Here is a 20,763-nt window from a genome sequence, read left to right as displayed (position 1 = left end):
AATTCATTTTTTTTAAATAAATTAATTAGCAAAGATATTAAGAGAGGAAAATTTACTTACCTAAACAAAAATGAGAAAACATATTATCAAGTAAATCTGCTTGTTCTGCTCGGCCTAAAATGTTTGATAAATCCTCTCAAGCTCTTTGTATATCTATGATTACAACATCGGGTGTTTCACCTGATTGTAATTCACTAATAGCATTTTTAATCGCCTTATTTGCAGACTCAATCAAAGATAATTGCCTAGTGTTATTGATAATCTTTGTGTCATAAATATCGATTTTCTTAAATACTTTTTTTATTTCATTAATTAATTCCTTAATATTACCATTCTTTGCCGATATAGAAATGCCCATTTCTTTTTTAAGATCTGATTTATTAAGTACTCTAATATATGTTTTTATACTAGAAGCTTTTTTTATTTTTAAGTCATCTTGATCTTCATTAACCATCGGATCAATAACATGAATAACTAAATCTGCGTCCTTAATCTGGTTTAATGATTTTTTGATCCCCATTTGTTCTACTGAATCATTTGTAGTGTGAATTCCTGCAGTGTCTTTAAAGTTTAATAATATTTGACCGATTTGAATAGAACCCTCTACAACATCTCTGGTTGTTCCTGGAATATTACTCACTATAGCCTTATCTTCATTTAAAAGGGCATTTAACAAGGATGATTTACCCGCATTTGGTTTACCAACAATGGCCACCATTACACCATCAAAGATATATCTTGATGATTTGGAAACATCAAGTATGTTTTCTATATCATTTTGTACATCAGTTAGTGCTGGAATTAACTCTTTGGTGGTCAGGATGGCGACATCATCATATTCAGGATAATCAATATTTGTTTCGCATGTAGCTATGATAGTTAATAATTTGAATTTTAAGTTTTTGATTAGGTCTGATGTCTCACCCTTAAACTTGTAAGCAGAGATCTTTGCTTGCTCATCTGTTTTGGCAAAGATCAAATCATGAATCGCTTCTGCCTTTATAATATCCATCTTTCCATTAAGGAATGCTCTTCTTGAAAATTCTCCTCTTTCTGCCATTCTGGCACCATTTATCAAAAGAAGTTTTAGGATATTATTAGAATTAACAACCCCACCATGAGCATTAATTTCTACAATATCTTCACCGGTGAATGTGTTTGGTGCTTTAAACCACGATACCAATACCTCATCAACTTCTACATTATGATCAACAATATGACCATATGTTATGGTTTTGTCTTTTCCTATTTTTCCTTTAAAAATTTTCTTGACCATGGTAAAAGCTTCAGGACCAGAAAGTCTAATAATTGATATAGGTTGGTTGATTAAGCCAGATGATATTGCTACAATAGTGTCAAACATATTTTTATTATAAATAAAAAATTACTATTGTAATTTTTTAACTTTTACATTTGAGACTTTTTTACGTACTTTCATACCTAATAATATATGTCGCAGAGATCGCCAATCCTACCGCTAAAATAACGCTGATAATATGTTTTCAGTTTGCTATGTTCCTTCATATGTTAGTATCGAGACTAAAAAGGGATTTTGTAATTAAAACTAACCTTCTGAAAAATCCTAAAATAGCAATGGTTGTTCCTCCGGAATATTCAGGAATGCCATCAAACATACCATAAAAGCACCAACGCAAACCCATTCAGTTCCCTCTTTCATGAATTCTAATCCAATGGCATTTTAAAATGTATTAGCAAGATTTACAATTTCTGATGCTTCTATTTTAGAATTGTTATTTTTATTTTTTGATCTTTTTTCACATAATTGATTACAAATAAAAAACATTAAATTTCTATGTATAAAATTATTTTTTTATTTAGTCTTTCCGAGCATTCTAAACATGTTTTGTTTATATACTTCAACACCGGGTTGATTAAATGGATTAACACCTTGCAAGTATGCTGTCATTGCAACTGCTCTCTCAAAGAAGATAACTAATTCACCAAAATGTTTAGCATCAAGTTTTCCAATTTGGATATGAATATTAGGGACTTTACCAACCATTACATGAGCTTCAGTTGTAGCTTTAAATGTAACCTCATTAATATTGTGAACAGTCTTATCAATTAAATAATTTAGATTATCAAGATTTTTCTTCTCCTCAATAATTTGAACATCAATGTTTGGTATTTCACATGTGATAATTGTTTCAAATAAAATTTTAGATCCATCTTGAATAAATTGTCCTAGAGAATGCAGGTCTGTTGAAAACACAGCCGAAGCAGGAAAGATGCCTTTTTGATTTTTTCCTTCTGATTCACCAGCTAATTGTTTTCACCATTCATTAAATGCCTTCATTTGAGGTTCATATTGAACTAATAATTCAATTGAAAATTTAGAACTTAGAATTTGTCTGGCTACAGCATATCTATAAGCATCATTTTTAAGAACGGTATCTGGAGAATATTTTTTATGAGCAGCAAGAGCTCCATTCATAACTTTATCAATATTAATTCCAGCAAAAGCAAGTGGAAATAAACCGACCGGAGTTAGAACAGAAAATCTTCCTCCAACATTACTGGGAATAATAAAAGTTGTTAATTCATTTTCTTTGGCATTTGTTAAAAGTGATCCGTGGTTAGCATCAGTTGTGGCAATAATAAATCTATTAGCATTATTAAGCCCTACTTTTTCTTCAAGTAACTTTTTAAATAATCTAAATGCGATTGCTGGTTCAGTTGTCGTCCCTGACTTAGAAATTACATTAATTGCAAAGTTCTTATTTTCCACATAAGCTAATTTTTGAGCAAGATTAGTTGATGAAAGAGATTCTCCAACATAAATAACCTCTGTTTGTTGGTCGATTGGATACTCGCCATTAATCATTTCAATTCCAGCTTTAGCACCAGCATATGAACCACCAATACCTATAACAACAAGAATGTTTACTCTTTCTTTTATCAATCTTTTAACTTCTTTTTTAATTCTATTAATCTCTAACTTGTCATAATTAACAGGAAGATCTTTTCACCCTAAATATTGGTATCCATCCGATTTTAAATTTTCCATTTTGGAAGCTAATGCTTTAACTTTCTTTTGATATTTTTTTATTGACTCCTCAGTTACTGCATGGGATAAATCTACTTTAATCATTTTCCATCTCCTTCAATGTATTTGCTAATAATTTTTTAAATCCACTACCCACTTCTTTGATTTCGAATTTAAAGGGGTTCTTAATATATCTTGCAACTAGTTGTTTTCATGATAATTTATTGCCGTGCTTAGTGTTAATAACCAAAAAATTATATGTTTCACCAACTTCAAACATTGATTCCATAGACTTCACAAAATAATCTGATATTTCAGAAATATGCAAAATAGCAGATTCATTGTTATTGAACTTTACAATTAAATGAGTTTTATCAATTTTTACAATTTCACCATTAACAACATCACCAATAGACATTATAAAATCACTTTTTCATGTCGAGTTGGCGAAATATATTCAATATACTTTGATGGTATGGTTGTTTGTAGGTAATCATCACCATATCAATTTACTAATAAAGTTTTATATTCTTTAAAAACAGGAATAAGGATTTCTAATAGCTTCAAATTAACTGTTTCAAAAGTGATATTGTGTATTCAATATTTTACAACACTTGATCTTCTGGAATTAATAATAAAGAAACCCTCGTGTTTCCTGACGTGCAAATCATCAATGGCATGTTTGATATTGTCCCTTCTAAATGTTAGGAAGTTGTATATCATTGAATTTATTGAACGATAATGTTTTATCTTCTTTAAAGTTGTTGGAACCAACAAGACAATTTCAATAAACGGCTGTTTCTCATCAATATTTTTATTATTTCTAACTCATGCTGATTGTAGTTTTTTATATTTTCTATTAGTCGAAGAGTCAACAATATTATCCGGGTATAGTCTCATTAACTTTTTATAACCATCTGGTTTTATTATTACTTCAAACTTATTATTTCAAGGAATGAAACCACCATGCCTTACCATTCCTAAGATTGATGATTTTCCGGCTGAAAATCAAACTTTTTCTTTTCCACATATTTCTATAAATTCTTTTATTAAGTTTAATATTTTTGTTTTGTTCATTTCCATAATTAAATTATACAATTTTTAGAATATACTAATACAAGTATTTTGATATAATTCAATACGAAATGGGGAAGTATGAAAATAAATAAGAAAAAGTCAGTTATAGGATTAGGAGCAAGTATTGTTATGGTGGCACCTATTGGGTTAGTCATTGCATGTTCTAATGGTGGAGATAATTGAAACTACGATTCTAAAAAAGCAATTTTTGATAGTAAGACTGGTAAAGAGTTTTCAAATGATATTAATAATTATGGAGAAAAAGATGATGTAAGCATGACAATCTTGCAAAAGAGGATTGCCCGTTTTATGTATAATAAAGAGCAAATAGCATCCAAAGATGTTCAGAGAGATGAATTCAATTGGTCAAAACATGAAATATACAAAGATGTTATCAAAGATTTAAATACTGTTACATATTTTAGAGATGGAGATTCATCTAAAAATATTGTTGGTTTAGGAAATGAATTACCAAGGGATTTTGATTTTCAAGAAGCATTAAGAACTAACTCAGAAAAACCACTAGAGGACGCTTACAAAGAATGATCAAAAAAAATTAATGATTATGTTATAAAAAATGAGAACAAAGATAAAATATTAGATCTTGCTAAAGAACATGACAACAATGATAAATCTTTTAAAAATAATTATGATAACCTCAAAAAAATAGATGATAATTTAGCGTTGCTTAATGATGATACAGTACCATATGATGTAAGTGATTTTTCTTCAAGATTTTCAAGACTATTACAACCTGTTACAAATATTAAAAAAAGACAAACAAAAATATTTCAAGACACAAAAAACGGAGTAGTTTCGGCAGGTTCAACAAAAGCTGAAGGTGAAGAAAAATGAGTAAAAGATAGACTTGGTAAATATGGTGGTGCAACTTCTGATGATGAAGCTATAGAATACCTTGTTTTGCAACAAATAAAAAGCAAGGCATTGCTATCAAGAAATATTTCAGTTATTAAAAGTTATACAAGAGAGCAACTTTTATGATCAAACACAGACGAAGGATTTTCTTTTCTTAAGGAGATCGGAGAATTCGGTGCAATAGAAAACAATCAAAAAAATACAACAACAGATCTAATTGATAATACAAAGAAAAAAATGACTGATAAAATTTGATATTATGGAACTCATTCTAATATTAATCATAAGAAAGTTCTTAAGGACAATTTTAACACTTGAAATACTTCAAGTGTTATTGGTCAAAAATTTAAATTAATTAGACACGCATTAATAATCGCAAAACCAGATGATAATGGTGAAACATTGCCGTGGGTGGTGGATGAAAATGTGATTAAAAATATGTTCTCATTTAAACCAGTCATGCCAGGTGCAAACATTCAGGAACATGCATTTGAAGATATTCAACATCTTTTTGAAAACATTGAAATAGACGGGGAAACAGCTAACAAAAATGATGTAAATTATACCAAAGACTTTATAGAAGGTTATTCAGATAATGGTGGAACAAGGTCAAACATGGGTTCATTAGGCATTTTGCATAATGGTGCTATTTCTAATAATATGAATAACGGATTCTCATTGGGAATGTTAGCAGCAGATAGTACAACCAGTACTACAACAGGAAGGGACAGTAATCTAGTTAATCAAGATGATGATATTTATAAAAAAATTCAAATAGCAATTAAAAAAGCTTATATAAAAACAATGGTTGAACCAGACATATCTGATGTTGATTTAAACCTTATAACGATAAATAGCTCAATTAATGACGAAATTGTTAGTATCAGAGAATTTACTCAAAAATATAAAAAGATTTTAGGAAATCCATCTCTTAAGGCTAATATGATTAAAACATTTGGTAGATTTATTAGTGAAGCGCTTGGAGCTGGAGATGGGCGTAAGTTGGTTTATACAAATGGCAATAAAATTAATGGAAAACAAAGGTACTTAGTAACTTCTAAAAATGGTATTCACTTTGTTGCATCATATGATTTTGACCAAACTGGTCAGCAAAATATAGGGACAATTGTTAAATCCGAGGTTAAAAAGATGGCTCAGAAAAAATCTAATTCTGCAGCTCAATATGGCCTTGATAAATATTTCACTAATATGTTAACGGAAAACGGATTCTATTATGATCTTCTCAAAGGAGAAAGTAACATTGATACAGAATTCAAAAAAGAATTTAGTAAATATTTAACTACATTGAATAAAAAAGATGATTTGAATGATGAAACACCAGAGGAATATATAGAAGGATTAATAAACCAGTTAGAAAGAGTAATTGCTTCAAAAGCTGGAACAATTGCAAATGTTTATGCTGAAAATAACACAAAATGGTTGGTTGGTCAATACGATACCGGGATGATTGAATCTTCTTCAATTAATCCTGATGAAATATACCAAGATGCATTCGATATTGTTGGAGGAGAAATATAATGACAAGTATTAAAAAAATCATAATAACGCTCGGAACATCTTTAACCGCCGCTGCACCAGTTTTTGCAGCTATTGCTTGTTCTCCAGGAACAAGAATGGGGAACAAAGAATCTAAGTTCATTTCTTTTGTTCAATCAAATAGAGGAAGAGCACTGCTCGAAGGAATGTGGACACAAAAAGTGGTTAATTCAATCATAAAAGATGCTATAACAAGTAAAGGTAAGAAATTCTCTTTACTTGGTGTGCCAGAAGTAGGTCATGATGAAGCAATGTTCAAAAAGGCATTACTAAAGAATTTAACTAAAAACTTTTTAATTGAACAAACTAGAAAAAATTCTAGTTACTTAATTACACTTGGCAATAAAATAAAGACTGTTGATAATAGTGTTAGTATGAAAGACAAATTAAATACATGAGGATTCAATAAGGATTATGTTTCTTCTAACGATAAATGGGAAAATACATCAGCACATTATGATGATACATTATTTGAAATCCTAAATTCTATCGGCGATGATAACAAGAAATTTGAAAAAATTGGTTTTGCAGCATTAATTAAAAAGTTATTAATCTCAAAAGCTTATTTATCAATTAATAAAACTAGCTGAGAAGATGTTTTTTCAGCTGATAATGCTGATGAAAACAACCCGGATGATATAACACATACAATCACTCTTTCTCCCATTGAACAAAAAATTGATGATTCAAAAGATTTTCCATTAACAAGATATGCGCTTAAAAATAAATTTGCTTACTCATGAAATATAAAGTTAACAAAAGAAGATGATACTTTCGCATTTATAAAAATGGGGAAATTATCAAGCATTAATGCATTTAAACAATTAAAGATTAATGATCAACCACCAGATGAAAAAATTTCTAATTATGCAACTTATTCTGAAAAAAATAGTTCATTTCACATTGGGTTTCAAACAATAAGTGATCTCACTAATGCATCCAAGTTTCAGGAGTTAATTGGTTATAAAGGGTTAGTTCCCTTACCGTCTGGAACTGGTAGATTGGATTTTAGCATCAGTTCACTTACTGCAAATGACAAGCAAGTCATAGAGGCAGATAAAGACAAAATATCTAAAGACTGAGGATTTCTGCAAAAAGGTGATATTATTGATGAAGATATTACACTTAGAAATCTTGATTCTAATAAACCAAATCAAGAACCAATTAAATTAAATGCTGTTATAGGAATAATTCCTAGACCGAATAAAGAAAGTAAACTAGAATTAAATCCAACAACAAAAGATGGCAATAGCAGAGTGCTAAAGTATAATCTAAATAATCTTTCAACAATGTTTTCTATTAAATCTCCAAATATCTACTCGGATGCGATTATGTATTTTAGTAATAGAAAAACTGATCCTATCAAAGTAGAGGTCCATGATAAATATATTAAAGATCTATTAAAAGATGCTGGTATTGGATTCATTAAATAGCACTTAAATAAACATTGAAAAACATTTCTATACTTTAGAATTTAGTACACACTTACTTTGGTTAGTTTTTTTATTAAAAACCTTATTAAGGGATAATCTAATCATTAATTTTATTTTATAATATTTTTACCCATATATTTAACCAACACATTAGGAATAGTGATTGTTCCATCTTTATTTTGATAATTTTCTAAAATTGCAGCTATGATTCTGTCAATTGCTAATCCTGAACCATTAATAGTTGAAGCTATTTGTTTTTTGTCTTTATCATCAATATATTTTAGAGACGCTCTTCTTCCTTGGAAATCTCCAAATGACGAAACCGAGGAAGTTTCACGATAATTATTTTCTGACGGAATTCAAACTTCTAGATCAGTTGTCCTCTCTGCAGAAAATCCTAGGTCTCCAGTACATAACTCTATCTCTTGGTATGGTAGTTCTAATTGGGAAAATAAACTCTTGATATCATTCAGAGTTTTTTTAAATTCTTCTTCTAATTGTTCACTTTTAAGTATTTTAACAATCTCAACCTTGTTAAATTGGAACCCTCTTATGATCCCCTTTATGTCTTTGCTTCCAGATGAAGACTCATTTCTAAAGCAGGGAGTGTAAGCTGTTAATTTAATTGGTGATAATAAATCTAAAATTTCATTTGCATAAAAATTAGTAAGTGGAACCTCTGCAGTAGGTATTAACCACTTATCCTTTCCTTCTATTTTAAATAAATCGTCTTTAAATTTAGGAAGCTGTCCAGTGCCTTCCAATGTTTTTGATAAAACAATTACCGGAGGAACTATTTCTACATACCCATTATTAGAATGGGCATCTAAAAAGAATGTTTGCAATGCTCTTGCTAATCTTGCTCCATCACCCATATATGACCAAAATCTTTTTCCAGATATTTTTACGGATCTTTCAAAATCTATGATTCCGAGTTTTGTTGCAATATCATAATGAGGTAAAACATCAATAACTTTACCTCTTCCTAAATTTGCATACTCCTTAATTAAAACATTATCTTCTTCAGAATTACCAATTGGCGTTTTAAGTGATGGTGTATTAGGAATTAGAAGCAGTAGTTCATGAACATCTTCATTAATCTTAATTTCATCATGCTTAATGCTTTCGATGCTATGTTTAATTAATGCAACATCTTTCAAAATATTTTCCACAGGTTCATTTTTACTTTTATTGAAGCCAATTTGCTTAGATAAAATATTTCTTTTATTTTCCAAATCTTGTAGCAAAGGCATCAGCTTGGATCTTTTAGCTAATAAAACCATAATATCATCAATGATTTTTGTATCGATCCCTCTAGTTTTTAATTTCCTTTTAATTTTATTTGAATCATTTGTTATATCTTTTATGTTTAGCATAATCTCATTTTACATTAAAAGAGAGACTTACCTCCTTATTGATGCATTAAATACAACTTAATTTCTCTAAATATTTATAACAAAATAATTATTTGCTACACAACAAAATGGTTTACAACAAGTCGCTAAAGTATGTTATATGTATTTAGAAATGTGCATTTATGTTGAGCTTTAATAAAAAGTTGCTAAAAGAAAATTTTGGTATTGAAAAAAGTTTAAAAGTTGCTAGCTATTCATGTACATACTTATTCGTTGGTAGAAAAAAACAGACATCCAACAAAAGAAGTATTGCAAATGATAAAAGACCAAGAATAGCAAAACAATATATTTCAATAAAAACACACCAAGCATATGTTGCTATGTGTGTTTTGTTGGCTTTTTCTCAAACATTTGGTGCGCCCGAGAGGAGTCGAACCCCTAACCTCTTGGGCCGTAACCAAGCACTCTATCCAATTGAGCTACGGGCGCATTAAAAAAAATGGAGGCGCCAACCGGATTCGAACCGGCAATCAAGGTGTTGCAGACCTATGCCTTAGCCATTTGGCCATGGCGCCATGATATATCATCCATATTATTATATATAATATATATGTGCTTTTAAATACTTTACTAACAATTATTATAATACCAATCATCATTACTAGTATGTTTTTGATTGGGTCATATGTTTCAAAATCACAAGATATCTTTAAGGGCAACGATTTTGCATCTTTTGTACTTGGCTCTATAATTTATTTTATTATTACATTTGCTATTTTTATTCCGTTTTTATGAACTATAAATAACGAGTTGTATTATATTATTATCTTTTTCATAAAGGAAGCATTTCTCTATTTAATTCTTGGTCTTAAATGAGAAAAAGGAACACTGACAACCGCACAAGCCAAGAAGCTTATTATGGTTGTATTTGTCGGAGTGTTGATAACGATTATCTATAACTACGGAGTTGTGAAGGCAATAGGAACACACAACGAGATCACGCCAAAATATTTTGAAACATGGCATAAATTCAAAATGGTAATGACTAGATTTTTGGTTTTAGGTACAGATTATTCATCGAATTGATTTTTCCCTATTTTAGTTTCATCAATTGGTTATGCATCGGTGGCTAGTTTCATTAGTGAATTTTATAGGATGAAAAATTACTTAATAATTATTTCATCATTTGTTTCTACATTGCTTGTTACTTTATTCTTTTCTATTGGCTTAAACTTATCTGAAATGCTTGGTATTTTCTTAATTTTATTTGTAATCGCATCAGCCGTAAGATTAATAAACTTATCAAGACGCAGATATGGTGTGGTATTTGGACTTTCTATTATTGGCATATTCTCTATTCAATCTAGTTTAATTGCAGTGTTATTTATGATTGCATTGTCAACAATGATTACTTATACATTCCTTAAGAAACCAAAAAATTCACTATTTTTAGTTCAGTTATTTGCTCCGATTTTAATCGTAGAATCTTTAACCTTGTATGGTTATTCGAAAATATTGTCTATAACAATATTTGTCCTAACGATATCTGCTTATGTCTTCATGGTTTCGATTGGTAGAGCAAAGTTAATGAATAGAATAAATACTTTTCTTGAAATGACAAGAATATACACACCAATAATTATCTTTCTAACAATTTTTTCAGCAGCCATAAGTGTTTTCTTTGTAAATGCATATGATTCAAGTATTTTTACAATTTACGAATCATTTGTTTACACTCGATTCACCAATTCATTTATCGAATATATGTTTCAATTAACGATTTACTATTCATCAATTGTTGTATTAATAGGATTTTTAATTCATTCATATATAAAGAAAAAGAAACTTTCAAACTATATTTTGTTAATTTTATTTGTGCTCATAATAACAATTATTGTTTATAACCCTATAACTAATATATTGTTTGAAGAATTAAATTATCAAGAAGAATTTTCATTGATGAAAACTTCTGTATTTATGCCAATCTTTGCTTTGGCTCCTCTTTTAATTATTAAAATTGCAAAAAAAATAACTTACCATATACGTCACTAAGTAATTTTTTTATATTCTCCCCTTAGAACTTTTGCAACACCACCATTTTTATAGGAGGGGCCAATAAATTTTGTTATTTTCTTTAATTTTTTTTCGGAGTTTTTCATAGCAACAAGTCTCATATGTCTAGCAACTGTAGAATCATTCATAGTATCACCTATATGCATCATGTTGTTTTTCTTAGTAATGCCTAGCATTTTAGCAACATATATATTGCCAATTCCCTTAGTAGATTTTTCATTAGTAACTTCAATTGTGTAGCCCTTAGCAGATGTTACAACTGAAAGTCCATCAATTTCAGATGTAAGTAGCGCAACTAGTTTTTGAATTTTCCATTTTGTTTTACCAAAAAAGATAATTTTTGGGTATTCACGTTGTAGGTCACAATTGTAATGACCAATTGCGGTGAAACCTCACTTATTAACAATAAATTTTTGAAGAGGTTTTCTAACGCCATATGCTATTCATGATTCATTAACTTTGAAGCTGAGTTCATGTTTTCTTGCAAAATCTACCAATAATATAATTTGCCTAATGGATAATTTGTCATCCTTATATAATTTTCGGTTATTGTCAATGACATAAGCGCCATTTGCAGTTACGGAATATTTAACATTCGTCAGTTTCATAAATTTTTGAACTTGATCTCCGTATCTTCCCGTTGAAATAACAACATGTTTTTTTGCTTCTTGTATTTTTTTTATTTCCTTTATGTTTTCCCTTGAAATTGTCAAGTTACCATTATTGTCTTGACTATCTAATAATGTCCCATCAAGATCTATGAAGAATACTTTTATATCTTTATTTAAATTTGTCATAGTTGTATTATATAAAAAAATGACAATAGTCATTAATTACATTTTATTTGGAGCAGAAACCCCAATTAATTTCAATCCATTTGCTAAAACAATTTGAAGAGCCATAGTTAAAGCTAATAAAGATGTTTCTCTTTCCGAATCAATTATCTTTGTACTTGCATATAAAGAATTATATTGCTTTGCAATATCAATTAAATACTTTGGAAGTAAATGAACCTTGTGATTGTTTGCTATATCGATAATTAATTCTGGGAATCTATTTAAGGAGTTTATTAAATCTATTTCCTTATCAAGATATTCTCCAGGTTTAGGTTTCTTATTTGATTTAGATAAAACCTGGTTTGCTCTGGCGTGGGTATATTGAATTGTGAACACTGGGTTATCACTAGACTTTTTAGTTACTTGGTTAATATCAAAATCAAATGTAGAAGTATTAGATCTGTTAATTAAGTGAAATCTTGCAGCATCAACACCAACTAATTTAATTAATTTTTTTATGGTAAATGATGTCCCAGCTCTTTTTGACATTTTCAATTCTTGACCATCTCTAACCAACCTCACTAGCTGAACTGTCAATATATCCAATTTTTCAGTTTTAAGTCCTAAATATCCGATTACGATTTCCATACGTTTTATGTATCCAATATGGTCAGCACCTAAAATATCAATTAACTCATCGTATCCCCTATCCATTTTAGTTTTGTGATAGGCAATATCTGGTGTGAAATAAGTATATGAACCATCACTTTTAATAAGGACTCTATCTTTGTCATCTCCCATGGCAGTAGTATTTAATCATGTTGCACCATCAAGTTCATAAAGATGTTGTTTAATTTTTTCCAATGCAGGGTTGATTAAATCATTATTATACATGCTTTGTTCAGATGAATAAATATCAAATTTAACACCCATTAATCCAAGATGCTCTTTTATCATTCTTAATAATATTGATTTAGCTTTGTCTTTAAAAACATCACCAACATCTTCATAAGGTACATTTATAAATTTATCACCAAAGTCTTTTATGAATATTTTAGCGACATCAATGATATCAGAACCCTTGTATGTATCTTCTGGCATATCCATTTTAACACCAAGTTCTTGTTGATATCTAACATAAACAGCCATACCAAGTGTTTCAATCTGATTACCGGCATCATTTATATAATATTCTTGATCAACAGTATTCCCGGCAAATATCAAAATATTAGAAAGTGTTGCACCGACAGCTGCGCCCCTTGCGTGACCAATATGCAAGTGCCCCGTTGGATTCGCTGAAACGTATTCAATATTTATAAACTTTGATTGATTACCTTTCCCGAATGTTGAACCGGATTTTATTATGTCTTCAACTACATTTGATAAACTGTTTGAATTTATAAAAACATTAATAAATCCAGGAATAGCTATCTCCACTTTTTTTATAGAATTTTTATCAATGTTATCAACTATTTTTTTTGCGATTTCCATCGGGTTTTCATGTAATTCTTTTGCAAGTTTCATTGCAATATTTGTTGAAAAATCACCATGTCCTCTTGATGGAGTTAATTTAACAATTTGTGTTCCACCAATTGATTTAACGGCTTTTTGAATAGTATCTATTATTTTATTTTTCATACCTAAATTATAAAGAAAAAAATAATCTTATGAAATAAACCATTTCTTTTGGTGTACAGAACATAAATTATTTGCGACTTTGTGATGTTTTTGATTTTTTGATCTTTTATTGGAAATACATAAACTTATAAAAGTTTATTAATTTATTTAAAGATCTCATGATTGTCTACCTAGCAAATTAATCATTAAAAGTCTTTTGTTATAGGTTTTATGTCCATATCATTTTTTAATAATCAATTTTATGCAAAAATATAGTAATATATTGCAGGGCCATTCATTAATCATAATTCCACTTTATTCTAAATAACTACAAGTTTGAACTATTTGATAATTACACTTTATTGCTAAAAGGTTATTTTTTATGAGATAAAACCATTTCTTTTTATCAAATATATCCCATCTTTTAATTTATACTTTTTGTTTCCCTCTATTCCATCAATAAAAGAAATGATAGAATTAATTTTAGTTCCTGTTAATTGAACGTTGTTGAATTTATCATGAATTAACTCAAAAACTAGTTCCTCTTTATATTTTTTTAAGAGGTTAAAGAACTTAATAGAAAAATTTGATTCTTTTCATTTTGCATAACAATTATCAATTTTTTTAAATTTTTTCTTAAGTATTTTGTTGCATATTTTAAATCATGAAACAACACTTTTTTTCTTTCTTGGTGTTCAGTCTTTAATCTCTTTTCTGATCTTATTTCTTAAAATTTTTAAATCATTATTTGTTTCATCTAGACCATAATTGATTTTTTTCTTTTTAAGTTCAATGCTAATTTCGTTTTTTCAATATAAATCAATGAACGGTCTATAAACCTTCATGCCATCTATCATTCTAACTTTCTTGATCCCGTAGTATCTTGGAGTCCTATTGGAGCGTTGTTGCATTAATCCCGTTTCAAGAAAATCATCCCTATGGTGTCCAGTTAGTAATTTATTACAATTGAATTCAGTATAAATTTTGTTAAAAAAATCGTATCTTATTTTTCTTGCCCATGCCTCTGTATTTCTAGTAGGTTTTAATTTGACAGATAATAATTTGAAATGTATATTATGTTGTTTACAAAAATTCCTAACAATATTTTCATCCCTCATAGAGGTGGTTCTCAAATTATAATTAATATGGGCAACTATAATACCCTTCTTTTTATATTCATTCAAAAGAAACATTGAATCTGGACCACCACTAACAGCTAACAACAACACTATAATCCAACTTCTTTTTCAAAATAATGCTTTGTTGGCTTAAATTCAGTAATTAAATCAACATTTTTAAATAGTTTATCTAGTTTTGTATGACCAGGCATCAAAATCTCTTTGTTGCCAAGTGGATTTTCTGTCATAAAATTAACATTATGAGCATATAGGTCTATTATTTCATCCAACATAATAACATCATACTTATCAACATTCATTTTGATAAATTTAAGAAACATCATTGTGTTATCCAACTCTTTTAATCTCACCAGTGGTTCCATCTGTAAAACGAATTTTTTTGATTTTTGACACATAAAGATTAGAATATCTAATTTTTCAAGTTTAGCATTCTCTGATGTTGCTCTCTCTTTTCAAAAACGAAAAGTAGCAACATTTAAATCTGCCTCTTTCGCTCTAATGGTTGATTCATTCAAGCATGAAGTTTTTCCTTTTCCCAAGCCTCGGTATATGTGTTTCATATAAAAATTATACATTTTTGGTATTAAAATTTGTCATGGCCTTACTTTAATATAACTATACATCTGTTTCGTGGTAAATAGAGACTCAGAAAGTAGCACTTTTATATTATACGTTATGATGGTAAATATCAGGAAAATAATAACTAAATTCAAACATCAAGAAAAAAATTTGATACAAAACTGATATATATAGTAAAGTTATTCACAAGTAGTATTTTAAAAATTATCAATAAATTTAAAGAAGATGTAAATGATTTATGAATGCGTGAAATTGAGGAATTTATGCATATTTTGAATAAGAAAATAACACTATTTTCCAATTTTGGGAAAATGGGAAAATCCAGTCGCTTTATAAAGTTTAATTTAACCACAAACATGGTTAAATAGCATTTTTTTAACGAAAAACATTTATCAATGTTAACATAGTTAAATAACACCTTATTTACTAATTCTATGAAAGAGTGTAATATAATTTACATATGACTTTTTATAAAAAATATTCAGAGGGATTAATAGAAGTGATTGTAGGACCGATGTTTTCTGGTAAGTCAGAAGAACTGATTAAACGAATTAAACAAGTTGGTTATGCAAAAATGAAATCGTTGGTTTTTACTCCAATCATTGATGATAGATGAGATGGCGAAAAAATTATTTCACGGGCCGGTGGATCAGTTAAAACCAAAAAAATTAAAAAAGCAAAAGACATTTTAAAGTTTTGAGATCCAACATTTAAAGTTGTTGCCATTGATGAAGCTCAGTTTTTTGATAAAGGTATTCTTGAAGTTATCACAACTCTTGCAAACAATGGTGTTAGAGTTATTATTTCTGCTTTAGATTTGGATTACACTGGCAAACCATTTGGACATGTTCCAGAAATTCTAGCTATGGCTGAAATGGTTTCTAAAGAGTCTGCTATTTGTGTTGTGTGTCGTCGCGAGGCTACACAGACATATAAAAAACAACCGGGAGGACCACAAGTTCAAGTCGGAAATGAAGAATACGAAGCAAGATGTCGAGAATGTCATAGAAGAGGAACTCTTTCAAGAACATAATCACTAATCAAGAACAGTGGCAATTTTACCGATTTGTTCAGAAAATAATTTCTTTTCTTTTTCAGAAAAATGTTTATTAATAACATGATTGACTTTATTTTTAATATAGGTTCACTTAGATATCAATAGAACATATGATTTTTATGTATTTACAGAATAAATTAAATGGTATAATTGCTACAATATAAAAATATACATAAAGAGTCATGGAGCCTAGCGGTGTTGAAGTGAGCCAACCCCTCATCAGAGGAAGGTGGAGAGCAAGGTACAATTTGTACAGCATGTAATGTCTAAACTCCATGACCACTTTATGACAAAGAAAAGGAGTTTTTTATGTATGCAAAATTATTTACATCCGAATCAGTTGGGGCTGGACATCCTGACAAAATTTGTGATCAAATTTCAGATACTATCTTAGATCGTGTTTTAACTCAGGATAAAAATGCTAGAGTAGCAATTGAGGTGATGGCTTCTAATCGACTAATTATTGTTGGTGGAGAATTAACAACAACCGGGTATGTCGATGTTGTGGCTGCCGCTTGAGAAGTACTTGAATCTGTTGGTTATCATGAAAATGATTTCACTATCATTTCTAATGTTAATTCACAATCATCGGACATCAATCAAGGAGTTGATCAAGCTGATGGAGAAATTGGAGCTGGCGATCAGGGAATTATGTTTGGTTATGCAGTGAATGAAACACCAGAACTAATGCCTTTGCCGATTACTTTAGCTCATGCTCTTGCTAAGAGAGCAGAAACATTAAGGAAAAATGGTACTTTTAAATATGCTCATGCAGATCTTAAAACACAAGTCACAATTGATTATTCAGGTAAAGTGCCGACTATTAATTCCATTTTGATGTCAGTGCAACATGATGTTGATTATGATCAAAAGCAATTTTATGCATATATCAAAAACGATATTATGGATTATGTAGCTAATCAATATCATTTAAATAGGGATTTTAAAGTATATATCAACCCGATCGGTCAATTTATTATCGGTGGACCAATTGGTGATACTGGTTTAACTGGCAGAAAAATTATTATCGATACTTATGGTGGCAAAAGTCATCATGGTGGCGGAGCTTTTTCCGGGAAAGATTATACAAAAGTGGACCGTTCAGGAGCATATGCAGCCAGATGAATAGCTAAAAATATTGTTGCAGCTAAATTAGCAGATGAAGCAGAAATACAATTATCATATGCCATTGGGATATCCCAACCAATTTCAATTGCAATCGAAACTTTTGGGACTGAAAAAGTTGATCATCTAAAAATTGAGGAAGCAGTTGCTAAAGTATTTGACCTCTCACCAAAGGCTATCATTAAAGAACTTGATTTAAAACGTCCTATTTACCATAAGACATCTGTTTTTGGTCATTTTGGTCGTACAGATGAGGCGTTTACATGAGAAAAAACCAACAGAGTTAAGCAATTATTGCAAGCTGTTAAATAGGAAATTATGTATAATATTTTCGAGTGGTAAATCAATATATAATGGATAATGTCCTAATTGTAACCTAAGTGTAAATCACATATTGTTCTTTTTATTTGCTCCATTTAAAAGATAAAAGTTACTAGTAGACAAAGGTGGTTATTAATGGAACTAAAGTATTATGGAGAATTTGATGATGTTGGAAAAGCTATTGAATATTATCAACAAATATTTGATTTAAAAATAATTAAAAATACTTGATCACATGGAAATGTAACATTGTTTGGTGGCATAACATTACTTCTTTTACCAAGACAACCACAGAGAGATAAGCCTGGTTATCACATTATTAAGTTTGATCATAATGAAGTGGATAAATACAGATTAGCTATTCATAAGGTTAAAGCAAATAATTTAGTAAAAATAAGATATGATCAATATAGTGCTGGATGAGGTACAACATTTTTTGAATTTATTGATAAATATGGTTACAACTGAGTATTTGAAATTGATACTGATGTATTGCATTAAATAATAATTACTATAAATATTTCCTTAATCAAATGTTATAATTAAAAAGGATATTCATTTTTTATGAATTTTAATATTTAATCCCTTAAAGAGAAACAAGGAGATAAATGAAAGTATTTGATTATGAACATGTGCAGTTATTACCAAAAAAGGGTGTTGTGGCTTCCAGGTTAGAATGTGATGCAACAGTTAAATTTGGAAAACACAAATTCAAGATACCACTAGTACCAGCAAACATGAAGACAATTATTGATATTGATCTAGCAATTGAGTTAGGTATGAATGGTTACTTTTATATTATGCATAGATTTGATATTAATACAAAGGATTTCATCAAACGTTGCCTTCAAGAAAAAGTGATATCATCAATATCTATTGGCGTTAAGCAAGAGTGATATACTATTATTGAAGATTTAGTTAAAGAAAAACTTATTCCTGACTATATCACCATCGATATTGCCCATGGCCATTCAAATGTCACAAAAAATATGATTGATCATATTAGAAAACATATGGGAAATAAAACTTTTTTAATTGCAGGAAACATTGCCACTCCTGAAGCTGTGACCGATTTAGAAAGATGAGGTGTAGATGCCACAAAAATTGGTGTTGGACTTGGAAAAGTTTGTATTACAAGATTAAAAACTGGTTTTGGCACAGCAGGATGACAATTATCAGCTATTAAACTGTGTGCCAAAGCAGCATCGAAACCCATTATTGCTGATGGAGGGATTATGTATCCCGGAGATATTATTAAATCAGTTAGATTTGGTGCAACCATGGTGATGGCCGGGTCAATCCTATCAGCTCATGTTGAGTCTCCTGGCAAAATCATTGAAAAAAACAAGGTTCAGTATAAAGAATATTTCGGTTCTGCTTCACAATTTAATAAAGGTAATATGAAAAATGTTGAAGGTAAGAAAGAGCTTGTTGAACTTAAAGGATCAATATGGGATACATTAAAATATATTGAACAAGACATTCAATCAGCTATATCTTATTCGGGCGGTAAACACATCGATTCTTTGAAGTATGTTAGTTATGTATTACTTAAATCCGTTGAAGGATATTAGAATAGTCCCATGATATTTAATGCTTGTAGAATTATTTAGTAGGAATGAGGAAAAAGTCGTTATTTTAAGACTCTAGGGTATTATTTATGATATTTCTTCACATGAACTAAATTAAATTCATATGGCCATTCTTATATAAATAAGGCTCATTACTTTTAAAATAGTAAATTAAGCAAAAAAAAACAAAGGAGGCTATTATGGCCAAAGAAGAATCATTAAATTCAAATCCAACGATAAGACAGAAACTAGTTGGTATAGAAAAAAAGGTTTCAGCAAAATCAATATCTACTTGACTATCAAGTGAGGTAAAGATTTTATCAACTGAGAAAGAAATTAGAGAGACACAACAAGTAAGATTTTTCATTCCAATTTTCATTCCATTAGTGCAAAAGGAATCATTAGTGCTAGAGGAAGCAGAATCAATCTGGTGAGGCGAAATAGAATTAAAAAACAAACTAAGAACCCATAATCTAACTTGATGACCAATAAGTGGGCAAGTTTTAGAAGACGACAACGAATTATTGGCAAGATTCCAAGAAGTATTTAGAGTTAGTGCGACGGTCATAAAGGATCAAAATTATTTTCAAGCAATAATTGCCCAAAGTAAGGTCGTATGAACAATAAAAAGTATTGAAAGTGTGGATACAACTGCTGCTCATATTGGGACACTTGCAGAACAAGGAGCAAAAATTAAAAAACTCATTGATGATGCTGTAATGAGAATTATGAAATGTGCAGATGGAGTCATTCAAGGAGGCATTGATAATGCAGATATTGCAATTGCCACAACCCCATCAGTTCATAAGGCTCTTAATGCTCATTCAAATCTTGCAGTTAGAACTGATTCAGCTTTTGCTTTTGCAAAATATGCAACATCATCTTCCGTCCAACTTGACGGACTATATGATGGAATCCACGAATTCAAATCCACCAAACAAATGATAAAAGCAGGCCTTGATTTTGTCGTGATGGTCAAAGGTTCAGCGGTATCCCATTTATTTATAAATATTATGAATAAGGACAAAGTAGGGGAGAATGCTTATTGAATTTCTTTAGAATTTAATGAGGGGACACGCATATTTTTCCCACAATTAATTACCGTAGGAGCAAAAACTGCAACTCATACATCACAAGATGCAATTGATACAACTAAAAAAAATTAATATAAAAATGCAGTCAATAATGCATCTGACAAAA

At 29.7% G+C, this 20,763-nt stretch carries 17 protein-coding genes and 2 tRNA genes; 8 read left to right on the top strand and 11 right to left on the bottom strand.

The annotated features are described in order from the left end of the window. Window positions 1-52: 52 nt before the first annotated feature. The 4 genes from mnmE to O3I44_RS03435 all read right to left on the bottom strand — a co-directional run bounded on the left by mnmE (window position 53) and on the right by O3I44_RS03435 (window position 4,090). Complete coding sequence (gene mnmE, locus O3I44_RS03450; RefSeq protein WP_303717118.1) at window positions 53-1,363, bottom strand: tRNA uridine-5-carboxymethylaminomethyl(34) synthesis GTPase MnmE; 1,311 nt, start codon at window positions 1,361-1,363, stop codon at window positions 53-55. Between the two features lie 468 nt (window positions 1,364-1,831). Beyond that, window positions 1,832-3,112: a glucose-6-phosphate isomerase gene (locus tag O3I44_RS03445; protein ID WP_303717117.1), complete on the bottom strand. Its 1,281-nt coding sequence runs from the start codon at window positions 3,110-3,112 to the stop codon at window positions 1,832-1,834. Beyond that, entirely contained in the window at window positions 3,105-3,425 is a 321-nt protein-coding gene (locus O3I44_RS03440; protein WP_303717116.1) for a S1 RNA-binding domain-containing protein, read from the bottom strand. Before O3I44_RS03440 ends, O3I44_RS03445 begins: the two co-directional genes overlap by 8 nt. After that, window positions 3,425-4,090, bottom strand: coding sequence for a LicD family protein (locus O3I44_RS03435; RefSeq protein WP_303717115.1), 666 nt, complete (start codon window positions 4,088-4,090; stop codon window positions 3,425-3,427). Before O3I44_RS03435 ends, O3I44_RS03440 begins: the two co-directional genes overlap by 1 nt. Before the next feature lie 72 nt (window positions 4,091-4,162). On the opposite strand from O3I44_RS03435, the gene O3I44_RS03430 reads away from it, so the two are divergent. Beyond that, window positions 4,163-6,499: a hypothetical protein gene (locus tag O3I44_RS03430; protein ID WP_303717114.1), complete on the top strand. Its 2,337-nt coding sequence runs from the start codon at window positions 4,163-4,165 to the stop codon at window positions 6,497-6,499. Beyond that, the gene (locus O3I44_RS03425; protein WP_303717113.1) at window positions 6,499-7,950 is read left to right on the top strand and encodes a hypothetical protein; all 1,452 of its coding nucleotides are present in this window, start codon (window positions 6,499-6,501) and stop codon (window positions 7,948-7,950) included. Before O3I44_RS03430 ends, O3I44_RS03425 begins: the two co-directional genes overlap by 1 nt. Before the next feature lie 110 nt (window positions 7,951-8,060). Here the strand turns inward: O3I44_RS03425 and serS are convergent, their stop codons facing one another. The 3 genes from serS to O3I44_RS03410 all read right to left on the bottom strand — a co-directional run bounded on the left by serS (window position 8,061) and on the right by O3I44_RS03410 (window position 9,880). Then, entirely contained in the window at window positions 8,061-9,326 is a 1,266-nt protein-coding gene (gene serS, locus O3I44_RS03420) for a serine--tRNA ligase (protein WP_303717112.1), read from the bottom strand. 391 nt (window positions 9,327-9,717) lie between these two features. Continuing rightward, a tRNA-Arg gene (locus O3I44_RS03415) sits at window positions 9,718-9,794 on the bottom strand. Between the two features lie 11 nt (window positions 9,795-9,805). Next, window positions 9,806-9,880: transfer RNA gene (locus O3I44_RS03410), tRNA-Cys, on the bottom strand. A gap of 37 nt (window positions 9,881-9,917) precedes the next feature. On the opposite strand from O3I44_RS03410, the gene O3I44_RS03405 reads away from it, so the two are divergent. Further along, the gene (locus O3I44_RS03405) at window positions 9,918-11,357 is read left to right on the top strand and encodes a hypothetical protein (RefSeq protein ID WP_303717111.1); all 1,440 of its coding nucleotides are present in this window, start codon (window positions 9,918-9,920) and stop codon (window positions 11,355-11,357) included. On the opposite strand, the gene O3I44_RS03400 is transcribed toward O3I44_RS03405, so the two are convergent. The 4 genes from O3I44_RS03400 to O3I44_RS03385 form a co-directional block, all read right to left on the bottom strand. Further along, window positions 11,354-12,175 carry a Cof-type HAD-IIB family hydrolase gene (locus O3I44_RS03400; RefSeq protein ID WP_303717110.1) on the bottom strand — a complete coding sequence of 274 codons (822 nt, stop codon included), beginning with the start codon at window positions 12,173-12,175 and terminating at the stop codon, window positions 11,354-11,356. The two genes, O3I44_RS03405 and O3I44_RS03400, sit on opposite strands and share 4 nt — an antisense overlap. Before the next feature lie 36 nt (window positions 12,176-12,211). After that, complete coding sequence (argS, locus tag O3I44_RS03395) at window positions 12,212-13,792, bottom strand: arginine--tRNA ligase (protein ID WP_303717109.1); 1,581 nt, start codon at window positions 13,790-13,792, stop codon at window positions 12,212-12,214. Window positions 13,793-14,151: 359 nt separating this feature from the next. Beyond that, window positions 14,152-15,000 (bottom strand): tRNA lysidine(34) synthetase TilS, encoded by an 849-nt coding sequence (gene tilS, locus O3I44_RS03390; protein ID WP_303717108.1) that lies wholly within the window; start codon window positions 14,998-15,000, stop codon window positions 14,152-14,154. After that, complete coding sequence (locus O3I44_RS03385; RefSeq protein ID WP_303717107.1) at window positions 15,000-15,470, bottom strand: cob(I)yrinic acid a,c-diamide adenosyltransferase; 471 nt, start codon at window positions 15,468-15,470, stop codon at window positions 15,000-15,002. The genes tilS and O3I44_RS03385 overlap by 1 nt, the downstream gene beginning before the upstream one ends. Window positions 15,471-15,949: 479 nt before the next feature. Here O3I44_RS03385 and O3I44_RS03380 point away from each other — a divergent pair, with 479 nt between their 5' ends. The 5 genes from O3I44_RS03380 (at window position 15,950) to O3I44_RS03360 (ending at window position 20,729) form a co-directional block, all read left to right on the top strand. Further along, complete coding sequence (locus O3I44_RS03380; protein ID WP_303717106.1) at window positions 15,950-16,522, top strand: thymidine kinase; 573 nt, start codon at window positions 15,950-15,952, stop codon at window positions 16,520-16,522. A gap of 333 nt (window positions 16,523-16,855) precedes the next feature. Next, a complete protein-coding gene (gene metK, locus O3I44_RS03375; RefSeq protein ID WP_303717105.1) occupies window positions 16,856-17,983 on the top strand; it encodes a methionine adenosyltransferase in 1,128 nt (375 codons plus the stop codon). A 144-nt stretch (window positions 17,984-18,127) separates the two neighbouring features. After that, entirely contained in the window at window positions 18,128-18,493 is a 366-nt protein-coding gene (locus O3I44_RS03370; protein ID WP_303717104.1) for a VOC family protein, read from the top strand. Window positions 18,494-18,600: 107 nt separating this feature from the next. Beyond that, complete coding sequence (locus tag O3I44_RS03365; RefSeq protein WP_303717103.1) at window positions 18,601-19,566, top strand: GMP reductase; 966 nt, start codon at window positions 18,601-18,603, stop codon at window positions 19,564-19,566. Window positions 19,567-19,763: 197 nt separating this feature from the next. After that, window positions 19,764-20,729 (top strand): hypothetical protein, encoded by a 966-nt coding sequence (locus tag O3I44_RS03360; protein WP_303717102.1) that lies wholly within the window; start codon window positions 19,764-19,766, stop codon window positions 20,727-20,729. Window positions 20,730-20,763 lie beyond the last annotated feature (34 nt).

Origin of the sequence: Candidatus Mycoplasma mahonii (assembly GCF_030550815.1) — a bacterium.
In the GTDB taxonomy this organism is placed as follows: Bacteria; Bacillota_I; Bacilli_A; order Mycoplasmatales; family Metamycoplasmataceae; genus Mycoplasma_O; species Mycoplasma_O mahonii.
The sequence above is the reverse complement of the archived record's forward strand: the minus strand, read 5'-3'. Positions and strand labels throughout refer to the sequence as shown.